We start from the raw sequence: 24,491 nt of genomic DNA, 5'->3' as shown, positions 1-24,491 counted from the left end.
GGGATGGCGGTCAGCTCCGGAGACCGCCGTTCTTCAGGTGTTCGAGCAGCATACTCTTGTATCGCGCAATTTCGAGGGATGGAATTGGTGGGTTGTCGTGCCGGCCGCTTAACGGTATGGCATGAGGCCTATCGGGATGATCTGTCTCCGCCACGACGCCGCGCGCAATGTCGTTGCGCAGGCGGTGACGGACCCGGCATCGAGGTTCGCAGCCGAGTCGATCCCGCCGGGAGACACCGGGATAGCGAACGATGCATAGGGAGCGACCACGTACGCCTGCATATCGAACCCGAATGCCATTCCAGTGGTGAACGTGGCGGTGGCGATCTGCTGCAGTTGCCAAACTATGCGCAGCAGCGTAGCCGCCCAGGCCGCACACATAGGGCCAGCCACCAGCAGCACATATTTGCGATCGGGCGACCGCGCCACGCCAGTACGGCGAACCTGCCCAATCATCTCGGGGTCGGGCGGGGCGTCACTGGATGTGGCGAGATAGTAGTCGACAGTCGGGGCCGTGCGACACAGGAAGGACGTCTGGCTCTGCAGCTTCGCGGAGATGCGCCACACGGCTGCGGCGAACATCAAGATGACGCGCGGCAACCAGTCCGGCGAGCAACAGCCCCGGCACGATCACGATGGCTATCAGCAGCTCGACGGCGGCGCAATAGAGCTGTTGCTGGCGCCGCCCGTCATGCGTGAGAGCGGAGAGCGCGTGCGCCAGGGATTCCTGAGTGCGATCCAGTATCTGCTGCATGGCAAGGGATCATCAACCCGTTTTCGTACGCATAGCGAATCCATCACCATTAATTTTAAAATGATGTGATTATGCGGAGTCTGCGGAGCGGCGAAGAAAGCTGGAGGGGACGGGTTTTGAGTTGGGAGAAATTGAAATCCCAATTCTTGGATAAGTTTTTTATTTTTAAAACTACTTCGGGGATAGCAGGTTGCTCACGCAGTGCTGGGACGTTGCGTGTTACCTTTCGAATTTCGGATAAATGCGAGGGCTCGACCGGTTCGTCCTGTGCAGCTGGCCGTACTGTCAGCGGTTGTCCGGGAACAATAAAGTCGTTACCAAAATCGCCCGGAATCCCGCCTACTGTCGTTGTTGGGTGCGGTGCAGCAAAGAGCGAAGTCGTTACTTGACGCCGGCGTCTCATCTTGACGTCACTTTATGCGGATAAAGCCGCCTAAGCGTAAACACTTGCTGTGCCGCAGCAAAGGTATATTCGCCACTTTTTGCCGAAAAATTGCCGAATCGCCAGGATTCTGCCGTCGGCATGTTCGCAAATGTTCGTTTGCTTTAATGTGAGGCAAGATGCCTGCATGCGACCTTCCGACGAAGGATCGTCAGAGTCCATTACGTGACTAATGAGGCGCGTTAAGCCGGTCGCTGTCGCACTTGAATCTGAGCGCATAGAGCCTAGACTGCCTCTTGAGCTCCCATCAGGAGCACATGCGCCGACCGCAATAAGCAGAACTATTCCCAGGCGGCGCCATCCACTTCCCCTGAGTCGCAGTTGCCATCGGTGAGCCGTTGGCGCGACTGCCGCAATTCGTGCGTCGTCGGCGGGCATTTCGAATGCGCACGGTTGTGCATCGCGGGAAGAATCTATTGCCACAGGGGGCATCATGCCTGTCTGGTCAGTAGCATCGGTTGGCGATCAACCGGAGATAACTCTTTGTCGATGGAAAGTTATCCAAACAGAACGCCAGGAACACCATTTCGTAGGTCGGTGTGTGACGAGCAACTCTGGTCGAGTCAGTTCCGCCATCGAAGCGTTCGACCACGCGACTCGAACTGGTACCACCAGAAGTGGTCGCCGTTACGTCCTTATGGGAGAGCCCGGCGAAGACCCGGATGGAATGCACACCTGGGCGGTTTGGGCTAGGGTGAATGACGTTAGGGAGGAGACCGACGTCAGCTCGGATTATCTTCCGGAGGTGCACTCACTATGACGCGCGCATGCCTCCCCCACAACGCAACTCGGTGCCGAACTGCCGCCCCAGGCGATTTTCCCGATGCGCCGCCACTTGCCATTGAGACCTCGACTTTGGAAGTTTGTCTGAAGGAGTGGCGAATACTTCGGACATACCAACGACATTTGCACATCTTTGGTTTGTTTGCCTCAAGAGGGAAGTATTGGATAACGCCTTTCGTCACCGTCACAAATGTTGGTGACGCGGTAAGAGTCAGCTCCCCCGGTGTTCGTTATCTTCTCGTGGGGCCGCCGGGGAAAAGCGCAGCCGCGTCTGCGTTCATAGAATGCTGTGCGGCGTTTGACGCGAGGCTTCTTACTACTCAAGACGTAACCGACGAGTTTCTGAAAAAGCGGCAAGAGGCTATCACGATGTCAGCCGCTGCGAATGTGGAAGGCATCGTCGCCCGTGCAGGGGTCATTGCTCAGCAGGACTGACCCCAATCGCAGAGTTTCGCCTCGCATTCTGGTGGCTGCGCTGCTGTTTTGGTCGTGCGGCGAAGGGCGGGGCGGTGCAGATGAACTGGGTCGAAGCTTGAAAAGGGGCGCCGCAACGTTACAGCCTGCTCCTTTCGTGGCGTCGGCGCCCGGTCGGAGATCGCACGGATTCCGCGAAAATCTTTGTGATGGCCGCCGCGACGAAATCTCCCTCTCTGCATGAGCGATTTCGGTTCGGCGTCGCCGACGGGAAGGACCTTTCACTCCTTCTGACCAATTTCAGCGCCTGTCATCTACTCCATCCCGTCCTATACGCCTTGCAGCCCAATCGAAGCTGCGAGAGCGCACCGCTTGGAGCGCTCACGATCTGAGTTCTATGCAGGAGTGGAAATGTACGTTTATCGAGTATTGCGAGGCCTGAAGTTGCTGGAGGAAAAGCCTGACCCGTTCACCTACGAGGTCGACCCGGTGACGGCCAAGGACAGGCAAAACGTCGAGCTCATCACGAGCCTTGATATGCCGCACAGAACTTGCCCGAATCTTCGGCCCGAGTACCTGTGCGATGCCGTCTACAGCTACGAGCATTGCTTCGAATACAAACTCACCTATGGCGATTTTTTAGAGTGGGATGCTGCGCTTGCCCGCCTTGTCGGCTATGACCAAGAGAACGAAGACAACAACGCGCCAGGCGGGCCGTTCTACGAGATGCTCCATCGAAGCTTTGGGTGCTCTCCCGTAGGTCCTGCCGTGGCGGAGAAGCTGATTGCAGATTTCGACGCCTGGGAAGCTCGTGCGCGGGAGTTCGAGGACGAGCCTCTCTTTTACTTGTCATTCTGGTGGGCCCGATGCGCGTTTGGGCACGTCCTGCATGACGGACTGCTGTATCGCTACGTCGACTATGTCGTCCCACGCTAGTGGCACCTCTTGAGCGCAGCAAATTGCTGCGCTCATCTCCATCTCACCGGCGCGTCAAATCATGACGTCGCTACGAACCTACACTCATATACAGGCGTCGCGCCTGTGCGAGCCAGCACGTCGCTTGGTTTGCGATCCAACAACGCGAAACGAATGAACGATTTTGGTAACGGTGTGAATGCCGTAGGACAATTTGACCTTCTCGCGCGATTCTGGCGCAAGCCGGAGATGCCGGAAGGGCTGCTTCTCTACGCTGGTGCGTTGACATGCCCTGTAGCCGCCTCGGACTTGGCCAACCTGCCGCAGGATTGTTCGCCGGCGACCGTCTCCTTCGAAAGCATGGAGCTCGGTGCGCACCCGATCATTGTGATTACATTGTCCGTTGGCGCCCTAGAGATTCGCTGGCTTGCCGATGCGAAGTGCTCAGACATCTGGGACTTTATCTATATGTGGAGACACAATAAGGTCTTGCCTATTGTGCTTGGTATTGAGCAATGTAGCGAGTGGGTCTATCGATTCTATTTTCCAGAGATGCCTGACATTGCTCGGACGCCTGGCGAGCTCGCGGAAACACGAAAAGTCTGGGGCGATACCGAGCCGTGGGGATGCATGGTGGAGTATGCCAAGAATCATCCTGCTACATACCCACTGCTGTCTAGCCGCGTGCCCCCGTTGCCACGGCCAGACGACTTCAAGGGGCTCAAAGTCGTACTCTCGCCTGCGGGGCTGTGAGTTGGCGCGGCAGCGAGTGGCTCGAAGTGAGGCGAGGGCTGTGGTCCTCGCCCGCTGGCTAGCGTTGCTTCAAGCGGCACGAATGCGTTGATGGGCGTGCCTATACTCGGCATGCAACCGCCATCGACCGCCTACCTAGACGCGCACGACCTCGCCGCCATCCTCAAGGTCAGTCCTGCTACCGTCCTTCGCCGCTCCAAACGACAACCTCATACGTTGCCCGCGCCTGCTTACCTCGGACCGCGCTTTCCACTTCGCTGGCGTCGGACAGACGTGGACGTTTGGCTTGCGGAGGCGGCGCGGACTGATTTGAGCTAGGTCTACTGAGGCGGCCACGTCATCCTGAGCGCCCCTGCTCAAATCATGGTACCTTCGCAAACCTACACTTACATGCAGGCAACACATGTCTGTGCGAGCCGCTGATCGGCTGGGCTCGCAACCCAATTGAATTACCAAGCATGAACAACGGACAATCGCTCGTAAAGCGATGTGTATTCGATGAGGCGAATGCAGAGCTGCTCATTGCTCTGCCAACGCTCGCGCGTTTGAGGACCGCCGAGGCATCGCCAAGCGGCGGTTTGCCGCGCTCGCCGAGGCGTGATGTTTGGCTCGGTGCCTTCAGGCCACAGTCCACCATGTAAGCGACCGCAGTAGCAGCGACTTCCTCATAGACGTCGTCTGGCGTGACTTGATGGTTCGGCTTGCCGTACGAGTGCTTTAAGCGTCAATTATTGAGTATCCGCTCAAGTATCCGCTCATTTCGCTGGAATCCGCTCAATTCTGAGCGGATTCGGAGTCTGTGCATGAGCGAACGGGACCCCGGATGTCGCCCTGCCTGGCGGCCCATCTTTCGGCTCCTCGAAGCGGGGCGATTACAGGACCGATGCAACGAGTGTTGCCGTCGGCTCCAACATCACTGCCGCCACAATCCTCTGTCGAGGTCCGGAGCCGGCCCCAACTTTGCCGTCGCCCGCGCATCTCCGTCCTCACTCTCCGCTTCGGTTGAGGCGAGCCGGCGTCGATGCATGGCTGACTGAGCGAGAGCTTCCTGACAAGCGGAGCAGCGCAGAGGGGCGCATCACCCGATAATCATCGACAATTAGAGGGGTTACTCTAATTTGAAAATCTCTACCCTTTCCAAACCAGTTTTTTCTGCGAGCTTCGCGGTGCCTCCCAAACGGCTCATCGGGCCTCTTTTCCCCACGAAATTCACGCCTTAAGATGCGGCCATCGCAGCAGAAACACTCTGCATCCGGGTGATTCCGGGTCATGTCAGATGCAGGAGTTTTGGCGCTATACGGGTTGCAGATCGCAGAAGTCCACGACGGTGCGTTGCACGGGGAGGACCCCATCTGCCGCGTTCGAATCGAGCGCGCAATCCTTGGTCATAACTTCAGCAGGACATTGAAAATGAAAGATACTTACTTTGTGGGCCGGAATCGTTTGCCCATAGCACTACTGCGTGCTCTGAACGAAGTGGGATCCCCGTTCAGGCAAGCACGAGGCCTGCCTGGCAACATGCCAGTACTCACGTGCGCAATCCCGAAGGAGAAACGACACCTCCTGGTCTCGACGTATGAACAGTCCAACCTCGGATTCGGGTGCATCGACCTTGACGAGGGGCGCAAGCTGCAGACACTGCGGTTCCAGATGGGAGATTTGCAGTTCTACTTCGTGGCAGACATGCTCGACGCCACGATGTGGGAGGCAATCGACGTCTGGCGAACAGTGGGACGTCTCCCGTTCCTGTTCTACGTTGAAAAAGAGGACTCCTGGGACGCATCGTTCGTTGTGGTCGACGCTATAACGGGTCGGCTCAGCAATGAAGCGTTTCGGGGCGGCCCGGATGCAGTACCCAGCGCTAGCACCATATACGAGCTGCATGACTTGGTTTTAAGCGAGCAATTGCAGAAGGCCGCGACGTCCGACATTCCAGGCATGCCACTGCGCCATGTTTTTGTGAACATCATGGCAACCTACTCGGTCGTCCAGGCCCTCATGCCGGAAAGGGCTGCTGAAATGGAAGCAAGAAGGCAGGCCTAAGAGCTCTCAAGTGCGCAGCCCATGTGGTTGCGCACTTTTTTGCGCGGTGCAATCCTGCACAAAAAATCTCACCTCATGCCTGAGCGGTCTAGCGAGCCGAGGCACTGCGGCGCTCCATTGCGGCGGGTGCCACTTCGGTCGCTATCGTTGTCCTGGGATTCGGCAGCGACGGGTTGGCGCTACCGCCAGCCGCCCAAGAAGGCAAGCCAATCCGACGCATACGCACATTGCATTGGTTCGGGGTCTTCTTCGATAACCGGGCATCCCGAAAACTCGATGCGCTTGCGGAAGAATGTCGCGGCTGGCTCGGGGATCTCGGAAAGACGGACGTAACGAGTGTCTCCCGACTGATGAATTGGGACGCTCGGCACTTGAGCGTCGCGGCGGCAACTCTTCGGTTCCAGTCAATCCTACTGCCAATGCACGGCTACACCATCCCGGGCACAGCTTGTTCGAAAACGTGCCGCTACTCGAAGATGCTCTAGCTCCGTACTCCAGTGTCCGGATTGTCCTTTCGACGTCGTGGCAGCTAGTCGAAGGCGGATATGAGTTCGCAGCATCGCATCTCTCGCAAAGCCGTGAGGCGCGATGCATTGGCGGAACGTTCGACAGACGCCAAATTCGGAAGGCATGGTTCGAAAGCATGTTACGACCAGACCAAGTCCTTCTCGATGTTAAGAGTCGGCAACCAGCGCGGTGGGTTGCCGTTGACGACTATCCTGAAGAGTGGCCGAGCTGGCTGCATGACCATGTGGTTCGCACAGACCCCGTAGCAGGTATAGCAGACCACGCAACGCTCGAGGAACTGAAAGCCAAAGTAGCTAGCAACTTTGGATCGCTACCAGCTATCAGTGTCCTGTCCGGTAATTCGTAGGCAAAGAAAGCTGCTTGGGTTGACGCATCCTCGAAAGCTGTAGCCGTTGTGGCTCATACGCCACCTATCGGGCATCTGTTCCCATTAAAAAATTTTCGAGATTTTGTGCGCCACCGAACGTGACGCCGGGAAACCTTGAGGCAGCGCGCTTTGCGAGAATGTGGCGCCGCCGCACCGGACGCGCCGAGCGGTCCTCTGAGCTTGTCAACACTGGTCTTGCAGCCTGTTTTCGCTACACTTACCACGTACTTTCTACAAAACCACTACATCTAGTGGTCAGGACTATGATCGGAATTGCGATGGCCCCCTAAGCACGCCGCAGCTTTTGGGGCCCGAAAAAAGGAAAGACCCTGAACGCGCCAACTTTCCAGGGCGGACGCGAACAGGGTCTCGGGCGGCAGAGCCTCAGGCATCGAAGCACAATCCACCGCTAGGGTCAGGAGCGCGGCGCCAACCGCAATCAAGACCGGCAACGGGGGTGACTTCGTGACTGAAGAGCAATCGAAAACGGTACAAGAGTGCTGAGATGTGATTTATGCATCGCAATACTGCCGAGGCTTTCGGAAGGAACCACGCCAATCGGCGAGGCCCTGCGGCGTTTCGGGCAGCAATGCCGACTAAGTAACCAAGCTTCGATGTCTCTGGGGCTCAATTCTAGGTAGGCAATTTGAAGACATTCAAATGCCGTTACAACTTCAAAGGGATGTTATTGACATCCTGGAAGGAATTGAGATATGAGCACCATTTCTAAAGGCGATCTCCAGTTCACATACAGCTGGACCGCAATTCGCGGGGACGATCCCCGACTGACAGGGAAGCCGGACGACGTACTGCTCAACCGGCACGAGGGCTATGAGGTCCTGCCTTTCATCAATAGTTTTTGCAGCCGCCACAATTTCGGCGGTGCACAGGCCACGAAAGCGCACGCTCTCAAAGCGGAGCGGCTGATTCGCAATCAGCTTCCGAGCAACATCCGTTCTCGTCAACACGTAAGTGAATGGCTGGTGAAGTACTGGGGCACCTACCAGTAAGCAATCCAGACGACTGCCGCGATGCGCGGCAGTCGTTGGCTACGAATGGTGATCACCAGTTTTCGCCTTCTATGCAGCCGTTGGCCTTTGGTCTGCACCGACGGCAGCTTAACCCTTTGACTTGAAACGGATTACACACATGTCTAGATGCACAGCACCAGTACGAGGCCATCGCACGGCGAGCGCGGCAGCGGACTGCCCCGCCTGCGGTGGCCGCTACAGCGGCTATAGGTCTTACTCGTATTCGCCTCCTTCCTACGGGTACTCCTCTTCGGGGAGTAGCGGGGGTATCCGGAGCAGCTCCGGTGGGTCCGGCAGCAGCGCAAGGCCACGCTGGTCGCGAGCCGGTTCTTCCGTTTCGTACACGGCAGCAGAGGTTCAGGCGCTTACGCCGATCCGCCGTGCCGTCGAAAGCCGAGCAACTCAGCCTGACCTGCGGGACGTCTTTCTTTGCCACGCTTGGGACGACCGACAGGGGGCTGCCAAGGAACTGCACGACTTGCTCGTGTCGCACGGTGTCTCGGTTTGGTTCAGCGAGAAGGATGTCGGCCTCGGTGTGCCGTTGATGCGCGCGATCGACAAGGGCCTCGCGAACTCGCGAATCGGACTCGTGTTGGTGACGCCAGCGTTGCTAGCTCGTCTTCCCCAAGAGGGCATTGCCGACAAAGAGCTTTCGGCATTGTTGGCGCGCGACCAGCTGGTTCCGATCGTGCACAACACGACCTATGAAGCGCTCCGCGAAGTCAGTCCGCTGCTTGGCTCACGAAGCGGACTAAGCACGGCAGAGGAGTCCATGGGAGAAGTCGCGGCGAAGCTCGCCGAGTTAGTCGCCGTCTAGCTGTGCGCCAGTCAGCTGGACCATTTCGGTGCCTTGTTGCTTGCGGAATACAGGCGGCCGCGCGTTCAACCAAGCTCGACACATCTGGTTGCCGGTAGCGCCGACTTGTCCCTGGGGTAGGGTGGAGTGACACCTTGCAACATACTATGAGCTGCCCCCATTGCGGGGCGGCTCATATCTTCGCTATGCTGCGCGGAGCCCGGCAATGGTGCCGGTATCCTGCAAAAGGAGCCACATGGCAACGAAGAAGACGGCCGCCACAAAGACTGCGGCAAAGAAGGCGGCAGCGCCGGCAAAGAAAGCAGCACCCGTAGCGAAGAAAGCGGCAGCCGCAGCTCCGGTTGCAAAGCCGCTGAAGGACACGTTCAATAAGTCGAGCCTGCTGGCCCACCTGGTCGCGCAGACCGAGCTGGACAAGAAGACGGTGCAAACTGTCCTGTCGCACCTCGAGAACACCATCATGAGCTCGATCCACAAGAAGGGCGCCGGCGAGTTCACGCTGCCGGGCCTGTTCAAAGTGTCGGCAATTCAGGTGCCGGCCACGAAGAAGCGCTTCGGCAAGAATCCGTTCACGGGCCAGGATCAATGGTTCGCAGCCAAGCCGGCATCCGTGAAGGTAAAGGTTCGTCCGCTGAAGAAGCTGAAGGACGCTGCCCTGTAAGTTTGAGGGCTCGCCAAAAAGGCAAAAAAGGGAAGCTTCACGCTTCCCTTTTTTGCGTGTCCCTATACTCGGGATGCAATCACCATCGACCGCATATTTCGACGCTCACGACCTTGCAGTCATCCTCAAGGTCACTCCTGCCGCAGTCGTTCGCCGCTCAAAACGACGGCCTCATACGTTGCCTGCGCCTGCGCCTGCGCCCGCGCACCTCGGCCCTCGCTTTCCGCTTCGCTGGAGACAAGCCGACGTCGATGTCTGGCTGACTGAGCGAGCCAGCCCTCATCAAGATGAGTGAGGCGCGACCGACCAGCATTTGGAGGGGGGCTGGCCTTTCACACATGTGCTCTTCTGTGAGGTATCTTTGAGTGAGCGATTCAACCGCCTTTCTGTTGCAGCTCTCGAGTTAGACGGAACAACTCCGCTTGGTAGACGGCATCTTGGACCGCAGTGTGATTACCTTTCTGCGATGGGCGTAAGCGGCTTTCCATCGCGCTAGAACGAGTGTCCCTCCACGAGCAACCAGTTGCCCCCATGTAATAGGCCTTGATGTCGAGTGCTGTAAAACCGAAAGGGTTTTCACCGTGAAAACGGTGGAAGTAGTAGTTGACGAACGACCAATCGAAGGGGGCGTTCAGGCCAACGAAGAGCGGCACATCTCCCTCGCCGCAAGCTGCTTTGACCCAAGCATCGAAGTCGGCCATCGCCAGGAGAGGCTCCGCACCGTTGCGTTCAAGCTCCTCAAGTGAGAACCCCGTAACTGCTAGTGCTTCGGGGTCGGCGTTCCGATTCAACGGCTTTAGCGTGCGTTCGAAGCTCGTCTCAGGCGCATCGACTAGGCACGCGCCGATCGACAGCATGCTGTACTCGCCGGGAATCGGGCCGGACGTTTCGACATCCACCGATACAAATACCTCTTTCCGAATCTTCATTCGACGTTCCACCTTAGCTTAGGGTTGCCGTCCCCTGTCAGGGGGACGCCTAGGGCCAACATCCCAACGAGTCGCCTAGTGCGATCACGGCGAGAGCATTGCTATCAACTGAACAGGCTGGCCTCGGGATTCGTCCCAACACTGCCAGTTTCCGCCTTTCTCCGCAGACCAGACTGTCATTGCTGGCGTTTCACCGCGGTTCCCAATGATGACGCTCAAGTATCGCTCACGTTGTTCGCAGAATGCCCCTAGATAGTCTTCCGTAGTCGTCCTATCTCGACCTGATGGGGTGGGGCGAGACTCCGGATGTGTGTGCCACAGGCCGACGGCGTGGCGACCACGCTGAAATTCCGTGTTGCGCGCGCGTGTTGCAGCCTCGACATCCGGATTGTAAGAGTGCCTGCTTCGACGGTCCTCTGTGTGGGGGCCTGTGATGGCATCGACGAGAAGACTCGAAGAGTATGGCGTCGGGGAGTAAATTTCACCTCCCGCCTCAGTTTGTCTCCAACCGCGCTGAGCATAGCTGTACATATGCCGAAGCACACTTTCGGTAAACAATACATACCGAGTCCTGTCGGGTGAAAAGAAGGTGCGACAACTCATAAGAAAGGCCGCTCCTTCGTTACCCCGACGTGTTGCGCAGCGTCCGCTGCCCAGTCGCGAAACGTCAACCCGGGCCAATGCTTATCCAGAAATTGCTGACCCCGTATCCAACTCAGGACTTTGGGGGTCTCCACGTCACCGTCAACCAATTGAAGCGCATTCTCCGAGACCAAAGCCACCGCATACGCCGCGTTTGCCGACGTGTATGCCTGGAAGCGACTGCTGCACCCGGGAACTTGCCGGATAACCTCGTCAGGCCAATCGACCGCTTCAAGTGATTTGAGCTTGTCGTCCGTGCTAGTTCGGTCAGCGAACCAAAGCGTTTCAGGCGTCAACATGCAAACATGCGCTGCAGCCACGAACGGCTCCATCCAGCCCACAATAAGTGGACATGAGTGTTTTCGTCGACTCTCGTTCAGATGCCATCGCACCCCTGGCTCGCCTGTCAAATCCAAGGCCGCATCGACGCCTCGCAGCGTGTTGGACTGTAGCCATTGTTCGGTAGTACCGATGTAGGGCGTGATGACGCAAGACGGATAGCGCTGGTTGACTTCATTAGCGACGGCTAGGGCTTTCGCATAGTCGACATGTTGAATTCCAAGGAGGTGGCGTCCTAGATTCGCGGTCTCCATTGTGTCCGGGTCGACAAGCGTAATACGGCCAATGCCTGCCTTTGCCAGTTGCTCAACGACCGGGCTGCCAAGTGCGCCGGCTCCGAACACGACAACATGCTTCTCCTGACGAGCTGAGACTTGCGGATTCTGGTCCCGACCAACAGTCCAATCGGCATCAATGCGGTCTACTATCAACGGCTGAATACTCGAGCGCGAGCGCCGGGCTCTATGACGATTAACCGCTTCATTGATAGTGGGTGGGCCCCCGGGCAGGACGAACGCGAACCCTCCCTCTTGATTTCTGAAGAGCGCAATCCGATGCTCACGGGGCCGTTGTCGGCGAATGCTATCCTTAAAGAAGCGGCGATACTCGGCAGGCTTCAGTCGCGCTCGCAGTACACCAAGCAACGCCTCGGTATTCCGTGGCCAAGTTTGTGGCACGAAGGCGTGCGAGATCGGAATGTCGGCGATGATGACACGGATGCGCTGCTTTGCTAGGTGTCCAAGCGATGAGACTACGCGCTGGACAAAGTGATTGTCGCCGTCACTTGCTACGATGAGCCGCTTCGGAAGCAGCAGGAGGCCTTCGCGAACTTGTGCTTTCCGCGGAACATCATCTACGGTCCAAACGACGCGAGCCGGGTCATCCGTCGTTCGAAGTTGAGCGACATTGACGGACCAGTAGTTCTGCGGCTCCTTGGAGAAGTCGCCATCGAGTTTGCCATTGCTCCAAGGCTGTAGGAACGCATCGTAAAACCTGTAGATCAGCGTTTGAATGCGCTGAGTCGCATCCAGACCCCTACCGGGCCCTGGGTCACCATCTATACAAAGACGTCCATCCTGCTCGACATGGGGCACTCGAAGTACCGCATCTGGTGACAGGCGGATGCGAGCGATGGCTTGTTCAGGGAACCCTCTCGGAAGGACGAGTTCCGCGAACGAAAATCGCCGGCCCGCTGACATTTCGGGGAGTTCGAGGAGTGAAACCACAGAACCGTCGCGTCCGTGAGTCGCCGGTTCAACCAGCACACCGGCGAACGCTTCGGAAAGAGCCGCAAGATCTAAACTCATGAAGTCTGATTATGCGAGACCTGATGTGCGTGGAGCGGGCGGCGGAGCAGACGGAGCCGTGATATGGGGTCCTGAGTTGCCGTTTCCGCCTTTCGGTCCCCCAGCAGCAGTGCAACCAAAGACCTCAAGGGTCTTCGTCGTGATGTCTTCAGGGTCGTCGAGAGCCGCGATTGCTACCAGGTCTGCTCGTAGGAGTCCGCACCAGGTCCGGAATGCCTCTGCGCGTTCACCTTCGTCGTTGTTCCAACGCTCTGCGAAGTTCTCGTCGACGACCGTTGGGTTGGCCAAGTAGTAGCCTAAGTCACGATAGTAGGGAATCATATCTGGCAGCAGTTCTGCCAGGGCAATCAGAGCGTCTACTACATGGGAAAAGGGTTGTCGAGCATTGTCATCGATTAGGTCCGCAAGCCCTTCGTAACATGTGGTCAGAAGCGTCACCAAGATGATCGAGATAGGCTGGGTATCCGCCGTGAGGTGGCCACGGCGCACACACATGTCGCGGTGGCGCTTAAACAGGCGAATCGCTACTCGAAGCGTTTCCTCTACCTCAACGCTTTGCTTGGCAACCGGTTCAATGTGCGCTCGGACGCTGTCAAAAGCAGCCTCCAATGCAGGTTCCCAGATAACCTTCCTAGTCGAAGCCCGGTTGACCCAATCCCGAATACCTGCGGGATTTGACGTCTTCCAGTCCTTCTGCGGGGTGTCGACTACTGCCAATGCTGTGGACACGAACTCGGGTTCTGCCTGCCGGAGCCCGTGTAACTGTCGCACTGTCAAAGGAACTGTGGTCAGAGGCACCGAGGGGGTGATTTCGACATAGAACGGCTTCCCAACCACGTTGATGGTCCAGCAGCGTTTTTTTTGCTCCGCATTCAATCCGTCCAGAGCTTTGCCGATGTCTTCGAAGAAAGCCATCGGATCTTGCGCCTCTAGCATCGAAATGTTCACTTCGCAGACGGCGTCAATGTCGAACTTGCCGCTCCCAGTTGTTCGGATCAGCGTTTTGGTGCTCGCGGATCCTTGGGGGAAGATGCTGATAGCACTGAGAGGCCAATCTAGTTTCGATGCCAGGCGTTCAGCGATGTCCGTGTAGGCTGCAGAGGCCTCATCAATCTGCTCTTGAGGCACGGTGATGTGGTCGTTAACCAAGCTCAATGCGTGTGCGTACGGTTCGCGCTTCTGCCTAATCCGCGAGCGTGTTTCTGGACGTTCGATGCTGTCGAACAAACCAACATTCAAGCCTTCCATAGCGGGAGCCCACGATTTCGTAAGCTCAGCGCTATCAATGCTGCGTTGGATAGCCGCCTCGACGAACATAGCGTTTTTGGTCTTTGCCATGCGGGTACTCCTTTAGCGAATCGAGATAGGGTTTTGATGAGACCCAGCAGGTGGAACAACGCTGTGGCCGGTGATGGTGAAAGCTTCTCTGAATGGTTGCTGGTTGTCTGGGCGGTCATACAGGGTGAATGCGGCATGATGCCCAGGCTGCATGAGCTGACCAATGCCGAAGGCCGCGCTTACGGGTGACAGAACAATAAGATGCACGCGCTTTGCGCGCATCTCGTCCTGAATGGAGTTGATGGCTTTTCGAGCGACATCCACGACTTGTGCCAGATCCTCTTTGCGCTGGATACACTCGCTGTCTGGCGCATCTGTTGTAAGTCGAACCCGTGGCATTGCACCGCTTCTCACCGCCTTGAGGAGGCTGTCTGGAATAGCCTCCTCATTCAGATGAGCAGTGAGCTCGACCGTCAAAAGCACTTCATCGACCGGCGAGTTCGTGAGTCCGGTGACATAGAATGTTCCCGGCGGACTGCCGGCAATGTCTCGATTCCACAACCACGATGCGCGCTTACGGGACCGCTGAAACACGAGGACCTTGCGCGCTTCTCCTACAATACGGCCGCCTAGCACAAGGGTTGGGGTGTGATGAACAGGAAATACCGCAATCGCTCCCTTTCTTGGTCCGCAGATGTCCTGGACGAAGTTGCCGATGCGCAGCTCCATTTCCCGCAAATAGTTTCCCCAGAAGTCCGACGGAGTCCGGTCGTCGCGGTTCCGGAAAGTCAGGTGCCGTTTCACTTCGGAATGCATGGAATAGCCCTCGGCGAGCAGCGCCTCCATGAATTCACTGTCAGGGTAGTGCGTTGGAACATTCCCGAGGTCTGCTAAGAGAGTGATCGCTTGCGCAACGGGATATCGCATCGCCTCCCTATACGATCGCACTTTCGCGGCATGCTCCCGTCGCATCTCGCTCAACCGTGCAGCGTCGAAAAGCTCCGGCGCGAAGCTATCAATCAGGCGATGATGCGCATCGCACATCAACATCACGTTTTCGGGATGGTTGGATAGCCGGTGGGAATCTTGGACGGTTCCTCGTGGACCGTCCGGATCAGAAGCAATGATGTGGGCCAAATATGCAATGCGCGCGCCCTTGTTGTACAACGGAACGACGCTAAGATCGTCGCCGCATCCCTCGAACATGCAGCATCCGCCCGCGTCGGCCCAGACCTGATTTGCGGTTTCAAGGGTGATAGGGTCTCCACGTCCATCTACGCGTCCAAGGTAGACTTTCCTCTGCTCCAGCAGTGCTTCGATTTCTTGCTCGGACGCCTTCTTAAGCATCCAAGCGGCAACAGCCGTCGTAGCGCCAGCCATCTCTGAAGGCGAGATCTCCGCGATGAACAGCCGTTCTCGCTTTGCCATCGCCTTGAATACAGTTTTCGACTTGCTTTCCGGGTCGACAGACTGCAAAGCTCCGCGAGCATCTGCTTTCTCATACACCTTGCAGGTCGTCTTGGTGTGCACAAGAACGACCTCCTTCTTAGCCTTGCTCCGCTGCTTAAGCCATTCGGCGAGTTGTTCATCGTCAAGCCCGGCGAACGCCGCCGAGCTCTGGCCGGTAGTCGGCGAAGCTTGAAGCAAGGTCGAAGCGGTGGTCATAGGCTCGAAGTCAGAAATGGCGGGCGCACTGTATATATGCGCGCATCATCACTTGTTCAAGAGTCGGGTCTGGGGATTGTTTGCGAAGACTTCGCAGCGGCGTGAAATCGTTTTCATCGATGACCAGATTGCCGAAGGGGGACTTCCATACGCAAGGCGCACTACGGGCGAACATCGCGGGGCGGCGTCAGCCTTTGGCGAGTCTCGCTCCTCATCAGGTACATGGGGCGATCACTTCGCAGCTATTCTCACTCCAGTCCTGCCGCAAGCCTTCGTCGAGCCCAACGATCTAGGCCTGGTTACGGTCAACGCCACGTCATATTTAGCATTTTTGTGGTTGATTGAGGGTGTCTCCTTTAAGCAAGCGACATACAGGCAGAGTATGTCCTAACATTTACCCGCCGGACATATCGAAAATAGCGATATATAGTATGAAATGCCATATATGACACAATATATAGTATGATTTCGTGCGTCACCCACGGCTTTCGGAATTCGCATGAACGGCGTTTTGAAATGGTTGGTTCGCGTTGTGGACAGGTTCGTAGATTGGATCCTTCGGCCCGTAAACGTGGGGCTGCGGATCATGAACTGTGGTCTCGCACTCGTTATCGCTGCCACGGCGAGCTGGCTCGTTGCCGTTCGAGCTTCCAACACTCCGTGGGGCGAAGTGTCCTTCGAACTTTCCAATCCCTCGGGCACGCCGGGATGGATTTCCATCCTGGTTGCAATAGGTGGTTTTTTAATGGCGGTCGGCGGAGCTGGGTTCGCCGTTGTCTGCCACCGGAGAGCGCAACGGCAAGCGGAGCGAAAGCGCATTGTTGTCCTGGAGTTGCGGGGACTCGTGGATACATCCGATGCGCCACTGAAGGATGCGATTCCTAGCCGTTTGATTGGCCAGCCCGAGAGCGTTCTGGTCGACCTCCGTTCTCGCCTGAATCCGCCTGTAAGCCTGGCTTCCCTGCGGGCCGTACTAGCGGACCACTTGAACGGGATTCCGCGCGACATCAACAATCGCTGCAAGGACTTTTCTCGTTCGGATATCTCGACGGTTGTTGGAGGCATCCTCCATGTACCGCTCCTCTTTCATGTGGGCATGCTTCTTGATGACGAGGGGCATGTCACTCTCATGGATTGGGAACGGACTGCCCGCAAGTGGAAGGAACTCGTCGATCTTGACGATGGTGCACGTTTCGAGGTGAGCGGATTGGAGCATCTGAAGCCCGGAGCATGCCGTGAAATCGTCGTGGCCATTTCAGCGAGCTACAAGGTAGATGATGAGGGGATCGCCGAAACGTTCGGCGGCTTACCGGTTGTCCATTTGAGGCTTCAGAACCCGGTACCGAACGCGCTTTGGTCTGAAGCCAAACAGCAAGCACTCACAAATCAGTTTCTGCAGACGATGGGGAGTGTCGCCAGTGCCAATCCGGAATTGGTGCATCTTGTCGTTGCGGCTTCCTCAAGCCTGGCGGTGCGGCTCGGTGGAGCCTATGACGTTCGAAACTTCCCAGCAGCCGTCGTTTATCAGTACGAAAAGAGTGAGCCTAACAAATATCCATGGGGTGTTCGCCTGAAGACCCATGGTGTCGCACAAGCGGAAATTGTCGAAACAAGTCTCGCGTTGAAGGAAGTCTGACGCGCAACGGGTTCCCTGGAGATGGTAAGTGAATCAAAAGCTTTCGCTTTCAAAGTCGGTCATGGCTTCACTGCTGGCGCGTCGACAAACGGCGCAGTGGGAGGAGTTCATCGTTTCCATGCTTCAGCGGTTGGAACTGGACAAAGACGAATTCCAGCGAGCCACTAAGCACTATAAGGTCCTGGCGCAGCAGATTGCACGCAAGCTAGATGTGGCGGACGCCGACGTGCATATTGTCGTGCAGGGCTCCATGAGGACACAGACGACAATATCGCCACGTGGGAACGCCAAGTTTGACCTCGACATCGTAGTCAAGCTAACTGGTGGACGTTTTGATGGGATGGACTCCGAAACATTTTTCTCGGATTTTGGGGCCGCGCTGAAGGGCCTGAATGACGCCGCCGGCGAGCCAACGCCCAAACCGCGCTGCTGGAGATTGAACTATCCGGGCGAGCCGTTTTATTTTGATGTCACTCCGGCGCTGCCTGGTAGCCAGGCGATCACGGGCACCGACCTGCGCGTCCGCGATCCGAAGACCCAGTGGACGCCATCCAACCCGGAAGAATTCGCGGAGTGGTTCTGCGATATTGCGGAACTCCGATTCGGCTTCGAGCGCCGGAAAATGGAAGGAATCGCGCTCGACGAGGCAAGGATCGACCCGATTCCGACGACGCCGGTACGTATCGACGACGTACTGCGTCGCACGGTGCAGCTCATCAAGCTCCACCGCGATAACTATTACTATGGCCCGCTCATTTCTAAAACCAGAAAGGAGGCGATGCCCATCTCGGTCATCCTCGTGACGTTGGCAACGCACGCGTACCAAGACCTTTGGACACGAGCTAGGAACTCTTTCGCGTCCCCGATTGAACTGGTGCTGGAGTTAGTTGAGCAACTGCCGAATAGAATTCAACGTGTGAATGGCAAGTTCTGGGTCTCCAATCCCGCGCTTCCGCAAGAGAACTTCGCTGAGCGGTGGAACCAAGACGATGGCCTCCGGGCAAGCGAGTTTCACACTTGGCATGGCCAGCTTACGTCGGACCTGGAGCTCCTCTTCAACGAGGACTACAACAGTAAATCAGAGCAGCGCATCCAACGTGTATTCGGGCAGCACGGCGTGGATTCATGGAAGGCAAGCACGAAAGCGACAAATGGTCTGCTCCAAAGCCTTCGTGCAACGGCGCCGACCCAGCCTCGGTCCAACCCGACGTCACCGACCCCGGTCGGTTCGAAGAACACGCTCGCGTAAAGAGTCTTGAACCAACCATCGCCCCTTGAAGCCGCATCCCAAGCCGTAGAGGCTTGGCTTGACGGCGATGGTTCAGCCTATGTGAAGCGCGCGACAACACCCGGTTCGGCAAACAAGCCGCGAACCTGGCTTGTCGACCTTGATCACCCTGCGCTTCGGGATAAGCCAATCAAGATTCGACTACCGCGAGATTTTCCCTCGACGCCCGCGCAGATTGAGGTCGACAGGAGTCTTTGTCTAGTATTGCCTCACGTTGAGGAGGACGGGCGCGTCTGTCTCGGCGTCGTCCAGAATCCGTTGGATTACGACGAACCATGCTCGGCCGTAACGCGGGTGTTGGCGGCGTTCGAGGCGTTTCTGGAAAAGTGTGAGGATGCGACTTGGATAGAGCGGGAATTCCAAAACGAAAGGCTCGCATATTGGAGCCGCTTTAGTCTTCGGCAGCACCGCAGGCGTACCGCACGGCCGGTACTGCAGAAAACCTTCGTGGTCCTCGAGCAACTTACTGGCGCGGTTGAAGGTACCCTCGCATCGTTCAATAAGGGGAAGACTGCAGTCGTCTGCTGCGGCAACCGCGATCCGAATTCTTTTGCGCGCCGACATGAGATCGGGCGTGGGGCGATGTCGAAGGGACAGGCGCTGTTTGTTCCGATGTCCGGGGACGAGCCCTGGACGCCGGAAACTTGGCCGAAGACGCTTCCTGTACTTGAGGGGCTCGTCCAGCGCCTGACACTTGGTCAGACTTCCGTTGTTGCATGGCTCAACGCGAAGGCCTCCGATTGCGAAGGTCCGTTCATCGTTGTGCTTGTGCAAGGCACAGTGCTCTATGGATACCAGATCTTTAGGCCGGTGCTTCCACTCGTAGCGCCTCCGGCCATCGAACCAATACGTTTGGACCGCCTCGACGCTTCGTGGAGCCTTTCTCGTGACCATCAGTCGGATACGTTCACATCTCGGCAAAAGGCCAAGGTCCTCGTTCTCGGCTGCGGGTCTCTCGGGAGTCCTCTGATTGAGTCACTAGCTCGCGCTGGCGTCGGAAACATCGATATCGTAGACGTTCAGCCCTTTGAGCCCGAGAACTGTTCGAGGCACGTTCTTGGACTCAGTGCAATTGGCGCTGGCAAGGCAGCCAATCTTGCCCGAAAGCTATTGAAGGAAGTGCCTGAGATCAAAGTGCGAGCATTCCATGCTTTCGCCAGCTCTTTCATTGCGGATTGCTGTAAGCCTGGGGCGTACGACGTAATTGTGGAATGCACTGGAGAGACCTCCGTGCGAACACTCCTGAGCAGGTATCGCGAAAGCGCGGTCGCGGGTACTCCGCTCGCACTTTGTTGGCTGGAACCATTCTGCGCTGCCGCCCATGTTGTCGGCATCCACCCCAAGGAAAACTGGCCAAGCGTTGATCCCGCTGACAGCGCAGTGAACGTGGCCGACTGGCCCGAGGATACGCGAGTGAACTTGCCCGCGTGCAGTGCTGGTTTCCATCCGTACGGGGTGGCGGATGTCTGGCAGGCGGCCGGTTTCGCCGGCGAACGAGTGTTGTCCATTCTCGATGACGGTCTTTTGACCTCGGCCATCTGGACCTGGGTACGTTCTAACGCGTTCTTCGAAAACATCGGCATTGGGGCAAAACCGCGACCTATTGTTCCGACGGACGGTTCGCGTTTCGACTCCAGGATGATTACCAGGCCGTACACGATTGTCCAGGAATGATAGAGCCACATACTTTTGAATTGCCCGGGGCAACGTGGCGGATCGTCTTCTCAATTGATGTGCTCAGGGCCCTTGATTCACATCGGCAACTGGGGAAAAGGGACCGGGAAGCAGTGGGTCAACTTTTCTCCCCTGATTTGACACGAGACGAAATTGTCATTGATGGGGCAACGGTCTTGCCGCCCGTTAATGCCACATGCTATGGCGTCGTTTTCAGTCCCGAAGCGGCTAGACGTGAGCGAGAACGATACTTTGCACAAGGACGTCATTGCGTCGGAATCTGGCACTCTCATCCTGAACATGCACCATCTCCGTCCGGTATTGACCTACATCTCGCGGCTGATCATGCGCGCGCGGCGCGAGCAAATCTGACTGGGCTGGTGTTCGTCATAGTGGGAAAGGCCTCGTTTCCCGACGGCCTCTTCGTCGGAGTTCACGACGGAGAGCAGTTACATCGCGCACGGTTAATCTAGCCAGTTTCCGGAGGGATAACTATTCATATACGCCGATACCCTAAAGCGATTGGAAGCACCATATCGACGCTTCCGACAATATGTCAGATCTGAAATCTCATCGCTCTGGCGAGTTCGCGATGATCAAAAGATAGCTCGCCGTATAACCGCCAACCGTGTTAGGAGAAAGTGGAGTATGGACGTTGGGAGTTCGTTGAGTTCCTGGGCATTAAACCCGCTCGTCAAAGACTGGTTCCTGAGCCCGTTTATTGGAGCAGTAATGGGAGCGCTGTTCACTGCTTTTGTGAGCAGCAAAGATTCGAATCGTTCTGGGTTGCCTCAGCCTCCTGCAAGGACAATCTATGAAACGAGGGTCGTCTACCAGAACTCAGCCAAGAGTCGTCAAGGCGACGGCGGCAATCCGGAGCTTGGCTTTGCTTTCGTGGTGCTCGGAGCGGTCATCTATCTGTACGCAGTTCATGCAGCTAAGATCATCGATGCCGGGCTGCACGTCGCCTATTCGAGCGCAGCATTCTCGGTATGCTTCTTCGCATTCTCGCTGTGGAGAGGAAGGATTTTGGGGTATCAGTGGGCCGGAATTTTTCTCTTCTCGGCTCTGATGGCGTGGGGTTCAACGATTCTACTAGGAATGGCGCAGGTAAGGATTGTTCCATGGTTTGCCGATGCGATGACGAAGCACGGAATTGTCGGTTTCTACTTGAATGCTGTCGATGAACACGGACGTAGTTACGCGATCACACAAGGATTCGGCATCGCTTGTACATGGCTTGTCCTGTTGTTCTCGATTGGTTGGGCGATTCACTACATTGCGTTAGTAAATAATTTTGCTGCAGATGGGAACAAGTTATGGAGCGGGATTGTTCGATTGACGAAGGTATTTTCAGGGGCGTTCGGAGCCGGTTTCTCGATCGTGATGCTGATCCTTTCCTATTTTCTTATCGATGGAACGATTATGAATCTGTGGTTGAATCGTTGAGGACATAGATCGGAAGGGGCAGCGTAGGTCATTCCCACCAGGCGGGTCAAGTTCCAGCTGGCTGAATGATGATCTGCATTATCAGAGCACGCTATTGAGCGCGGAAGTTTAACCGAGTAACCGGGGCTTACCATTGTTGTAACGGAAACTGCCCAGTTCTGAGCTTCGGTATGCATTGTCGCGTGCTCGGCCAGTTAAGAACGATAGAGATAAGAATATGAACGACAATCTCACAACGTTGCCGGACTACCCGGCGCTGCAGCAACTGGGTCGAGCTCTTTGGCGGGATGGCTCTGCGAGAGGCGCCGCGTTGATGGTGGGTGCTGGTTTCAGCCGTAATGCGGTGCGACCTGGACTAGATACTAAGACTCCACCATTGTGGTCTGGACTCATTGACGAGATGGTCGGCCAACTTGGCGCAAACGCCAAAGACTACGAACGAGCGAATCCACTTCGTGTCGCAGAAGAGTATCGGACCTATTTCGGACAGGCCGCTCTCGATGACTTCATTCGAGCAAGATTTCCGGATAAGGCTTGGCAGCCGGGAGCATTGCATACAGAGCTGTTGAAGTTGCCTTGGGCCGATGTGCTGACCACAAACTGGGATACGCTACTTGAACGCACCGCTGAGCTTGTCGACTCGCGATACGACGTCGTCGCACTTGAAGCGGATCTCCCGCATGCGCGTGCACCGAGAATCGTGAAGTTGCACGGTTCAATAGGCGACGCAGGTCCGTTAATCTTCGCGGAAGAAGACTATCGAACCTACCCGGAGAAACACGCCGCGTTCCTGAATCTTGCTCGGCAAGTTTTTGTTGAGAATGAACTATGCTTGCTCGGTTTTTCGGGCGAAGATCCGAATTTCCTGCAGTGGGCCGGTTGGGTTCGCGACCAACTCGGGGGTAAAGCACGACGCATTTATCTCGTTGGCCATTTCGGACTCTCTGCAGCGAAGCGTCGATATTTCGAGGCGCATAACGTCACACCGATTGATCTCGCACCGCTCGTTGACGCAGGTGCCCCCGACAAGCACGAGCGCGTAACGAAGATTTTTTTCGAGGCGTTGAATTCCGCGCGTCCGAGGCCCGTGCATGAATGGGTACTTACTCCGTCCCAGAATTATCCATTAAATCGGGCCGGGGGAGATGCATATACTCGGACAGCTAAGGATGCCGATTTCTGCGCCAATGCCCTGAAGGAAAGTGCAGCAAATTGGAAGAGTGACAGGCTCCGATATCCAGGCTGGCTAGTATGTCCACACTCTTTGCGAACTGCTCTGGGGATAAACGTAGACGAAGCGTGGCTTTTGCGACCTGCGGCGCTCAAAGTACTCACTTGTGCGGAGCGCGCACAGGTACTTTATGAGTTCGTTTGGAGGAGAACGACGGCAGGAGATTTCCTGACTGCGACGGCGGTGACTGCGATCGGAGAGTTGCTTGAGGAGTGTCAGCCTGATACGGCAATGGAGATACGAAGCTATCTTGTGATTGCCCTTCTCCGAGATGCTCGGATCTCCTATGATGCCGTCATGTTCGAGCGCTGGACAGCCTATATTGAGGCAGACGCTGAACTGTATGTCACTTGCCGGCTCGATGCTCTCTATCAAAAGGCTCTGTTTGCGCGAGACCGAGGAAATCTACGTGACGTCGTGAAGCTCATGGATGAGGCTGAGTCTGAGTCGGACGAGGCGGTTTGGAAGCTCCGACGTGCTGCGCTGTATGCGGAAGCGGGGCGCTATTCCGCCGCCACCAAGCTAATAAGGGAAGCCACTAAGGAACTTGAGAAAGCACACCGTCTGGATCGATCCTCGCTTTGGATTCAGGCCCGCCTCGCCTGGGCGGACATGATAAGCCGTGGTGTCGTCGCTACGAAGTGGTCACTTTGGCGCGAACTTCCAGCTGCTAGGGATTTCAAGGACCTACAGATTGATCCATCCGGAGAGTTGGACAACATAATGGAGGCGGCGCAAAGCATGGACAACAAGCGCCGCGAGTCAGCTCAAGGGATGGTCGCGCTTTTTGAGCCTGGCCGATATCGAATGGCCGAACGCTTGAATGTCGCGATGGCTGCTCCAGAATCGCTGGTCCCGCTGTTTCAGCTCGACCAGATCCTCGAATTCACTGGCGTTCCAACCCGCATTAATCACGCAAGCTATTGTGCGCACACCATGCTGCGTGCCCTGGAGGTGTCCTTTAGGCCGAGCCTTCAGTGGTACACATGGCTGCTTCGAGCGTTGCAAAGCCCCTACGATAAGCCGTTTGACCGGTACTTCGGGCGTTTGGCCATTGCGCAGATGGGGCCTGATGTCAGCGGTGAACTTATAGCTCTGGAGCGAGCGCAGGTCGAGTACTGGCTTGAACGGCTAGCTGAAACCAGGGCGGAAGACTTCGACGATGAACACAGTCACGCGAAGGATCAACTGCGACTGCATTTCGCAACTCTTGGGCGGCTGAGCGTTCGCATGTCGGAGTCAGAGGCGGCCGACCTCTTCGAAATGGCCATAAATTGGATCGAAAGCCCAGATCTGCAACATCCTTGGCTACTCGAATCTCTGAGGGAACTTGCGAAATACTCATTGCAGTCAATGTCTAAAGTTGGGCAAGCCAAACGTGCTCTTGCTGTACTAACGCTTCCGATGTCGCCTGAAAAGTAACCGTCCGACGGACAGCGTTCTTGACGACGGGGTTGCTTTCAGGCGGCGGTCGTGCGGAACTGCTCAGCCATGGCCCATGGCAGCAGTTCGCTGACGCGATTGACGGGGTAGTCGGCGATGCGC

At 56.6% G+C, this 24,491-nt stretch carries 20 protein-coding genes; 14 read left to right on the top strand and 6 right to left on the bottom strand.

Annotated features, from left to right (window positions below):
- Positions 1–108: 108 nt before the first annotated feature.
- Positions 109–585, bottom strand: coding sequence for a hypothetical protein (locus tag CYJ10_RS31035; RefSeq protein WP_101685282.1), 477 nt, complete (start codon positions 583–585; stop codon positions 109–111).
- A gap of 1 nt (position 586) precedes the next feature.
- On the opposite strand from CYJ10_RS31035, the gene CYJ10_RS31030 reads away from it, so the two are divergent.
- The 8 genes from CYJ10_RS31030 to CYJ10_RS30990 all read left to right on the top strand — a co-directional run bounded on the left by CYJ10_RS31030 (position 587) and on the right by CYJ10_RS30990 (position 9,508).
- Positions 587–823, top strand: a complete 237-nt coding sequence (locus CYJ10_RS31030; RefSeq protein ID WP_101685281.1) for a hypothetical protein — start codon at positions 587–589, stop codon at positions 821–823.
- A 1,981-nt stretch (positions 824–2,804) separates the two neighbouring features.
- Positions 2,805–3,329, top strand: a complete 525-nt coding sequence (locus CYJ10_RS31020) for a hypothetical protein (protein ID WP_101685279.1) — start codon at positions 2,805–2,807, stop codon at positions 3,327–3,329.
- 153 nt (positions 3,330–3,482) lie between these two features.
- Positions 3,483–4,061, top strand: coding sequence for a hypothetical protein (locus CYJ10_RS31015; RefSeq protein WP_101685278.1), 579 nt, complete (start codon positions 3,483–3,485; stop codon positions 4,059–4,061).
- Between the two features lie 1,410 nt (positions 4,062–5,471).
- Positions 5,472–6,104 carry a hypothetical protein gene (locus CYJ10_RS31005; RefSeq protein ID WP_257993610.1) on the top strand — a complete coding sequence of 211 codons (633 nt, stop codon included), beginning with the start codon at positions 5,472–5,474 and terminating at the stop codon, positions 6,102–6,104.
- Positions 6,105–6,396: 292 nt separating this feature from the next.
- The gene (locus CYJ10_RS35320; RefSeq protein WP_374703325.1) at positions 6,397–6,978 is read left to right on the top strand and encodes an HAD domain-containing protein; all 582 of its coding nucleotides are present in this window, start codon (positions 6,397–6,399) and stop codon (positions 6,976–6,978) included.
- A gap of 734 nt (positions 6,979–7,712) precedes the next feature.
- Positions 7,713–8,009, top strand: a complete 297-nt coding sequence (locus CYJ10_RS31000; protein ID WP_101685277.1) for a hypothetical protein — start codon at positions 7,713–7,715, stop codon at positions 8,007–8,009.
- Between the two features lie 139 nt (positions 8,010–8,148).
- Positions 8,149–8,847 carry a toll/interleukin-1 receptor domain-containing protein gene (locus CYJ10_RS30995; protein ID WP_101685276.1) on the top strand — a complete coding sequence of 233 codons (699 nt, stop codon included), beginning with the start codon at positions 8,149–8,151 and terminating at the stop codon, positions 8,845–8,847.
- A 235-nt stretch (positions 8,848–9,082) separates the two neighbouring features.
- Positions 9,083–9,508: an HU family DNA-binding protein gene (locus tag CYJ10_RS30990; protein WP_101685275.1), complete on the top strand. Its 426-nt coding sequence runs from the start codon at positions 9,083–9,085 to the stop codon at positions 9,506–9,508.
- Between the two features lie 374 nt (positions 9,509–9,882).
- Here CYJ10_RS30990 and CYJ10_RS30980 read toward each other — a convergent pair whose 3' ends face one another.
- The 5 genes from CYJ10_RS30980 to CYJ10_RS30960 form a co-directional block, all read right to left on the bottom strand.
- Positions 9,883–10,437, bottom strand: coding sequence for a 3'-5' exonuclease (locus CYJ10_RS30980; protein ID WP_101685273.1), 555 nt, complete (start codon positions 10,435–10,437; stop codon positions 9,883–9,885).
- A gap of 84 nt (positions 10,438–10,521) precedes the next feature.
- The gene (locus CYJ10_RS30975; RefSeq protein WP_374703326.1) at positions 10,522–10,968 is read right to left on the bottom strand and encodes a Mov34/MPN/PAD-1 family protein; all 447 of its coding nucleotides are present in this window, start codon (positions 10,966–10,968) and stop codon (positions 10,522–10,524) included.
- A 68-nt stretch (positions 10,969–11,036) separates the two neighbouring features.
- Positions 11,037–12,725 carry a HesA/MoeB/ThiF family protein gene (locus CYJ10_RS30970; RefSeq protein ID WP_219621561.1) on the bottom strand — a complete coding sequence of 563 codons (1,689 nt, stop codon included), beginning with the start codon at positions 12,723–12,725 and terminating at the stop codon, positions 11,037–11,039.
- Between the two features lie 9 nt (positions 12,726–12,734).
- Entirely contained in the window at positions 12,735–14,063 is a 1,329-nt protein-coding gene (locus CYJ10_RS30965; RefSeq protein WP_101685271.1) for a nucleotidyltransferase domain-containing protein, read from the bottom strand.
- A 12-nt stretch (positions 14,064–14,075) separates the two neighbouring features.
- Positions 14,076–15,668, bottom strand: a complete 1,593-nt coding sequence (locus CYJ10_RS30960) for an SAVED domain-containing protein (protein WP_101685270.1) — start codon at positions 15,666–15,668, stop codon at positions 14,076–14,078.
- A gap of 499 nt (positions 15,669–16,167) precedes the next feature.
- On the opposite strand from CYJ10_RS30960, the gene CYJ10_RS30955 reads away from it, so the two are divergent.
- The 6 genes from CYJ10_RS30955 to CYJ10_RS30930 all read left to right on the top strand — a co-directional run bounded on the left by CYJ10_RS30955 (position 16,168) and on the right by CYJ10_RS30930 (position 24,368).
- Complete coding sequence (locus CYJ10_RS30955; protein ID WP_101685269.1) at positions 16,168–17,304, top strand: SAVED domain-containing protein; 1,137 nt, start codon at positions 16,168–16,170, stop codon at positions 17,302–17,304.
- 28 nt (positions 17,305–17,332) lie between these two features.
- Positions 17,333–18,553 carry a nucleotidyltransferase domain-containing protein gene (locus CYJ10_RS30950; protein WP_257993609.1) on the top strand — a complete coding sequence of 407 codons (1,221 nt, stop codon included), beginning with the start codon at positions 17,333–17,335 and terminating at the stop codon, positions 18,551–18,553.
- Positions 18,554–18,559: 6 nt separating this feature from the next.
- Positions 18,560–20,266, top strand: coding sequence for a ThiF family adenylyltransferase (locus CYJ10_RS30945; protein ID WP_146002155.1), 1,707 nt, complete (start codon positions 18,560–18,562; stop codon positions 20,264–20,266).
- A complete protein-coding gene (locus tag CYJ10_RS30940) occupies positions 20,263–20,739 on the top strand; it encodes a Mov34/MPN/PAD-1 family protein (protein WP_101685266.1) in 477 nt (158 codons plus the stop codon). The genes CYJ10_RS30945 and CYJ10_RS30940 overlap by 4 nt, the downstream gene beginning before the upstream one ends.
- A gap of 175 nt (positions 20,740–20,914) precedes the next feature.
- Positions 20,915–21,715, top strand: a complete 801-nt coding sequence (locus CYJ10_RS30935; RefSeq protein ID WP_101685265.1) for a hypothetical protein — start codon at positions 20,915–20,917, stop codon at positions 21,713–21,715.
- Between the two features lie 217 nt (positions 21,716–21,932).
- Positions 21,933–24,368, top strand: a complete 2,436-nt coding sequence (locus tag CYJ10_RS30930; RefSeq protein WP_101685264.1) for an SIR2 family NAD-dependent protein deacylase — start codon at positions 21,933–21,935, stop codon at positions 24,366–24,368.
- The last annotated feature ends 123 nt before the right edge of the window (positions 24,369–24,491 follow it).

Source organism: Cupriavidus pauculus (assembly GCF_002858765.1).
GTDB classification, from domain to species: Bacteria; Pseudomonadota; Gammaproteobacteria; order Burkholderiales; family Burkholderiaceae; genus Cupriavidus; species Cupriavidus pauculus_B.
This window is presented reverse-complemented; position numbering and strand designations above follow the sequence as displayed.

Bases quoted from the DNA above. Each gene is read 5' to 3' on its own strand.
- CYJ10_RS31030 (WP_101685281.1), top strand. From the start codon at position 587: ATGACGCGCGGCAACCAGTCCGGCGAGCAACAGCCCCGGCACGATCAC.
- CYJ10_RS31020 (WP_101685279.1), top strand. From the start codon at position 2,805: ATGTACGTTTATCGAGTATTGCGAGGCCTGAAGTTGCTGGAGGAAAAG.
- CYJ10_RS31015 (WP_101685278.1), top strand. From the start codon at position 3,483: ATGAACGATTTTGGTAACGGTGTGAATGCCGTAGGACAATTTGACCTT.
- CYJ10_RS31005 (WP_257993610.1), top strand. From the start codon at position 5,472: ATGAAAGATACTTACTTTGTGGGCCGGAATCGTTTGCCCATAGCACTA.
- CYJ10_RS35320 (WP_374703325.1), top strand. From the start codon at position 6,397: ATGTCGCGGCTGGCTCGGGGATCTCGGAAAGACGGACGTAACGAGTGT.
- CYJ10_RS31000 (WP_101685277.1), top strand. From the start codon at position 7,713: ATGAGCACCATTTCTAAAGGCGATCTCCAGTTCACATACAGCTGGACC.
- CYJ10_RS30995 (WP_101685276.1), top strand. From the start codon at position 8,149: ATGTCTAGATGCACAGCACCAGTACGAGGCCATCGCACGGCGAGCGCG.
- CYJ10_RS30990 (WP_101685275.1), top strand. From the start codon at position 9,083: ATGGCAACGAAGAAGACGGCCGCCACAAAGACTGCGGCAAAGAAGGCG.
- CYJ10_RS30980 (WP_101685273.1), bottom strand. From the start codon at position 10,437: ATGAAGATTCGGAAAGAGGTATTTGTATCGGTGGATGTCGAAACGTCC.
- CYJ10_RS30975 (WP_374703326.1), bottom strand. From the start codon at position 10,968: ATGTACAGCTATGCTCAGCGCGGTTGGAGACAAACTGAGGCGGGAGGT.
- CYJ10_RS30970 (WP_219621561.1), bottom strand. From the start codon at position 12,725: ATGAGTTTAGATCTTGCGGCTCTTTCCGAAGCGTTCGCCGGTGTGCTG.
- CYJ10_RS30965 (WP_101685271.1), bottom strand. From the start codon at position 14,063: ATGGCAAAGACCAAAAACGCTATGTTCGTCGAGGCGGCTATCCAACGC.
- CYJ10_RS30960 (WP_101685270.1), bottom strand. From the start codon at position 15,668: ATGACCACCGCTTCGACCTTGCTTCAAGCTTCGCCGACTACCGGCCAG.
- CYJ10_RS30955 (WP_101685269.1), top strand. From the start codon at position 16,168: ATGAACGGCGTTTTGAAATGGTTGGTTCGCGTTGTGGACAGGTTCGTA.
- CYJ10_RS30940 (WP_101685266.1), top strand. From the start codon at position 20,263: ATGATAGAGCCACATACTTTTGAATTGCCCGGGGCAACGTGGCGGATC.
- CYJ10_RS30935 (WP_101685265.1), top strand. From the start codon at position 20,915: ATGGACGTTGGGAGTTCGTTGAGTTCCTGGGCATTAAACCCGCTCGTC.
- CYJ10_RS30930 (WP_101685264.1), top strand. From the start codon at position 21,933: ATGAACGACAATCTCACAACGTTGCCGGACTACCCGGCGCTGCAGCAA.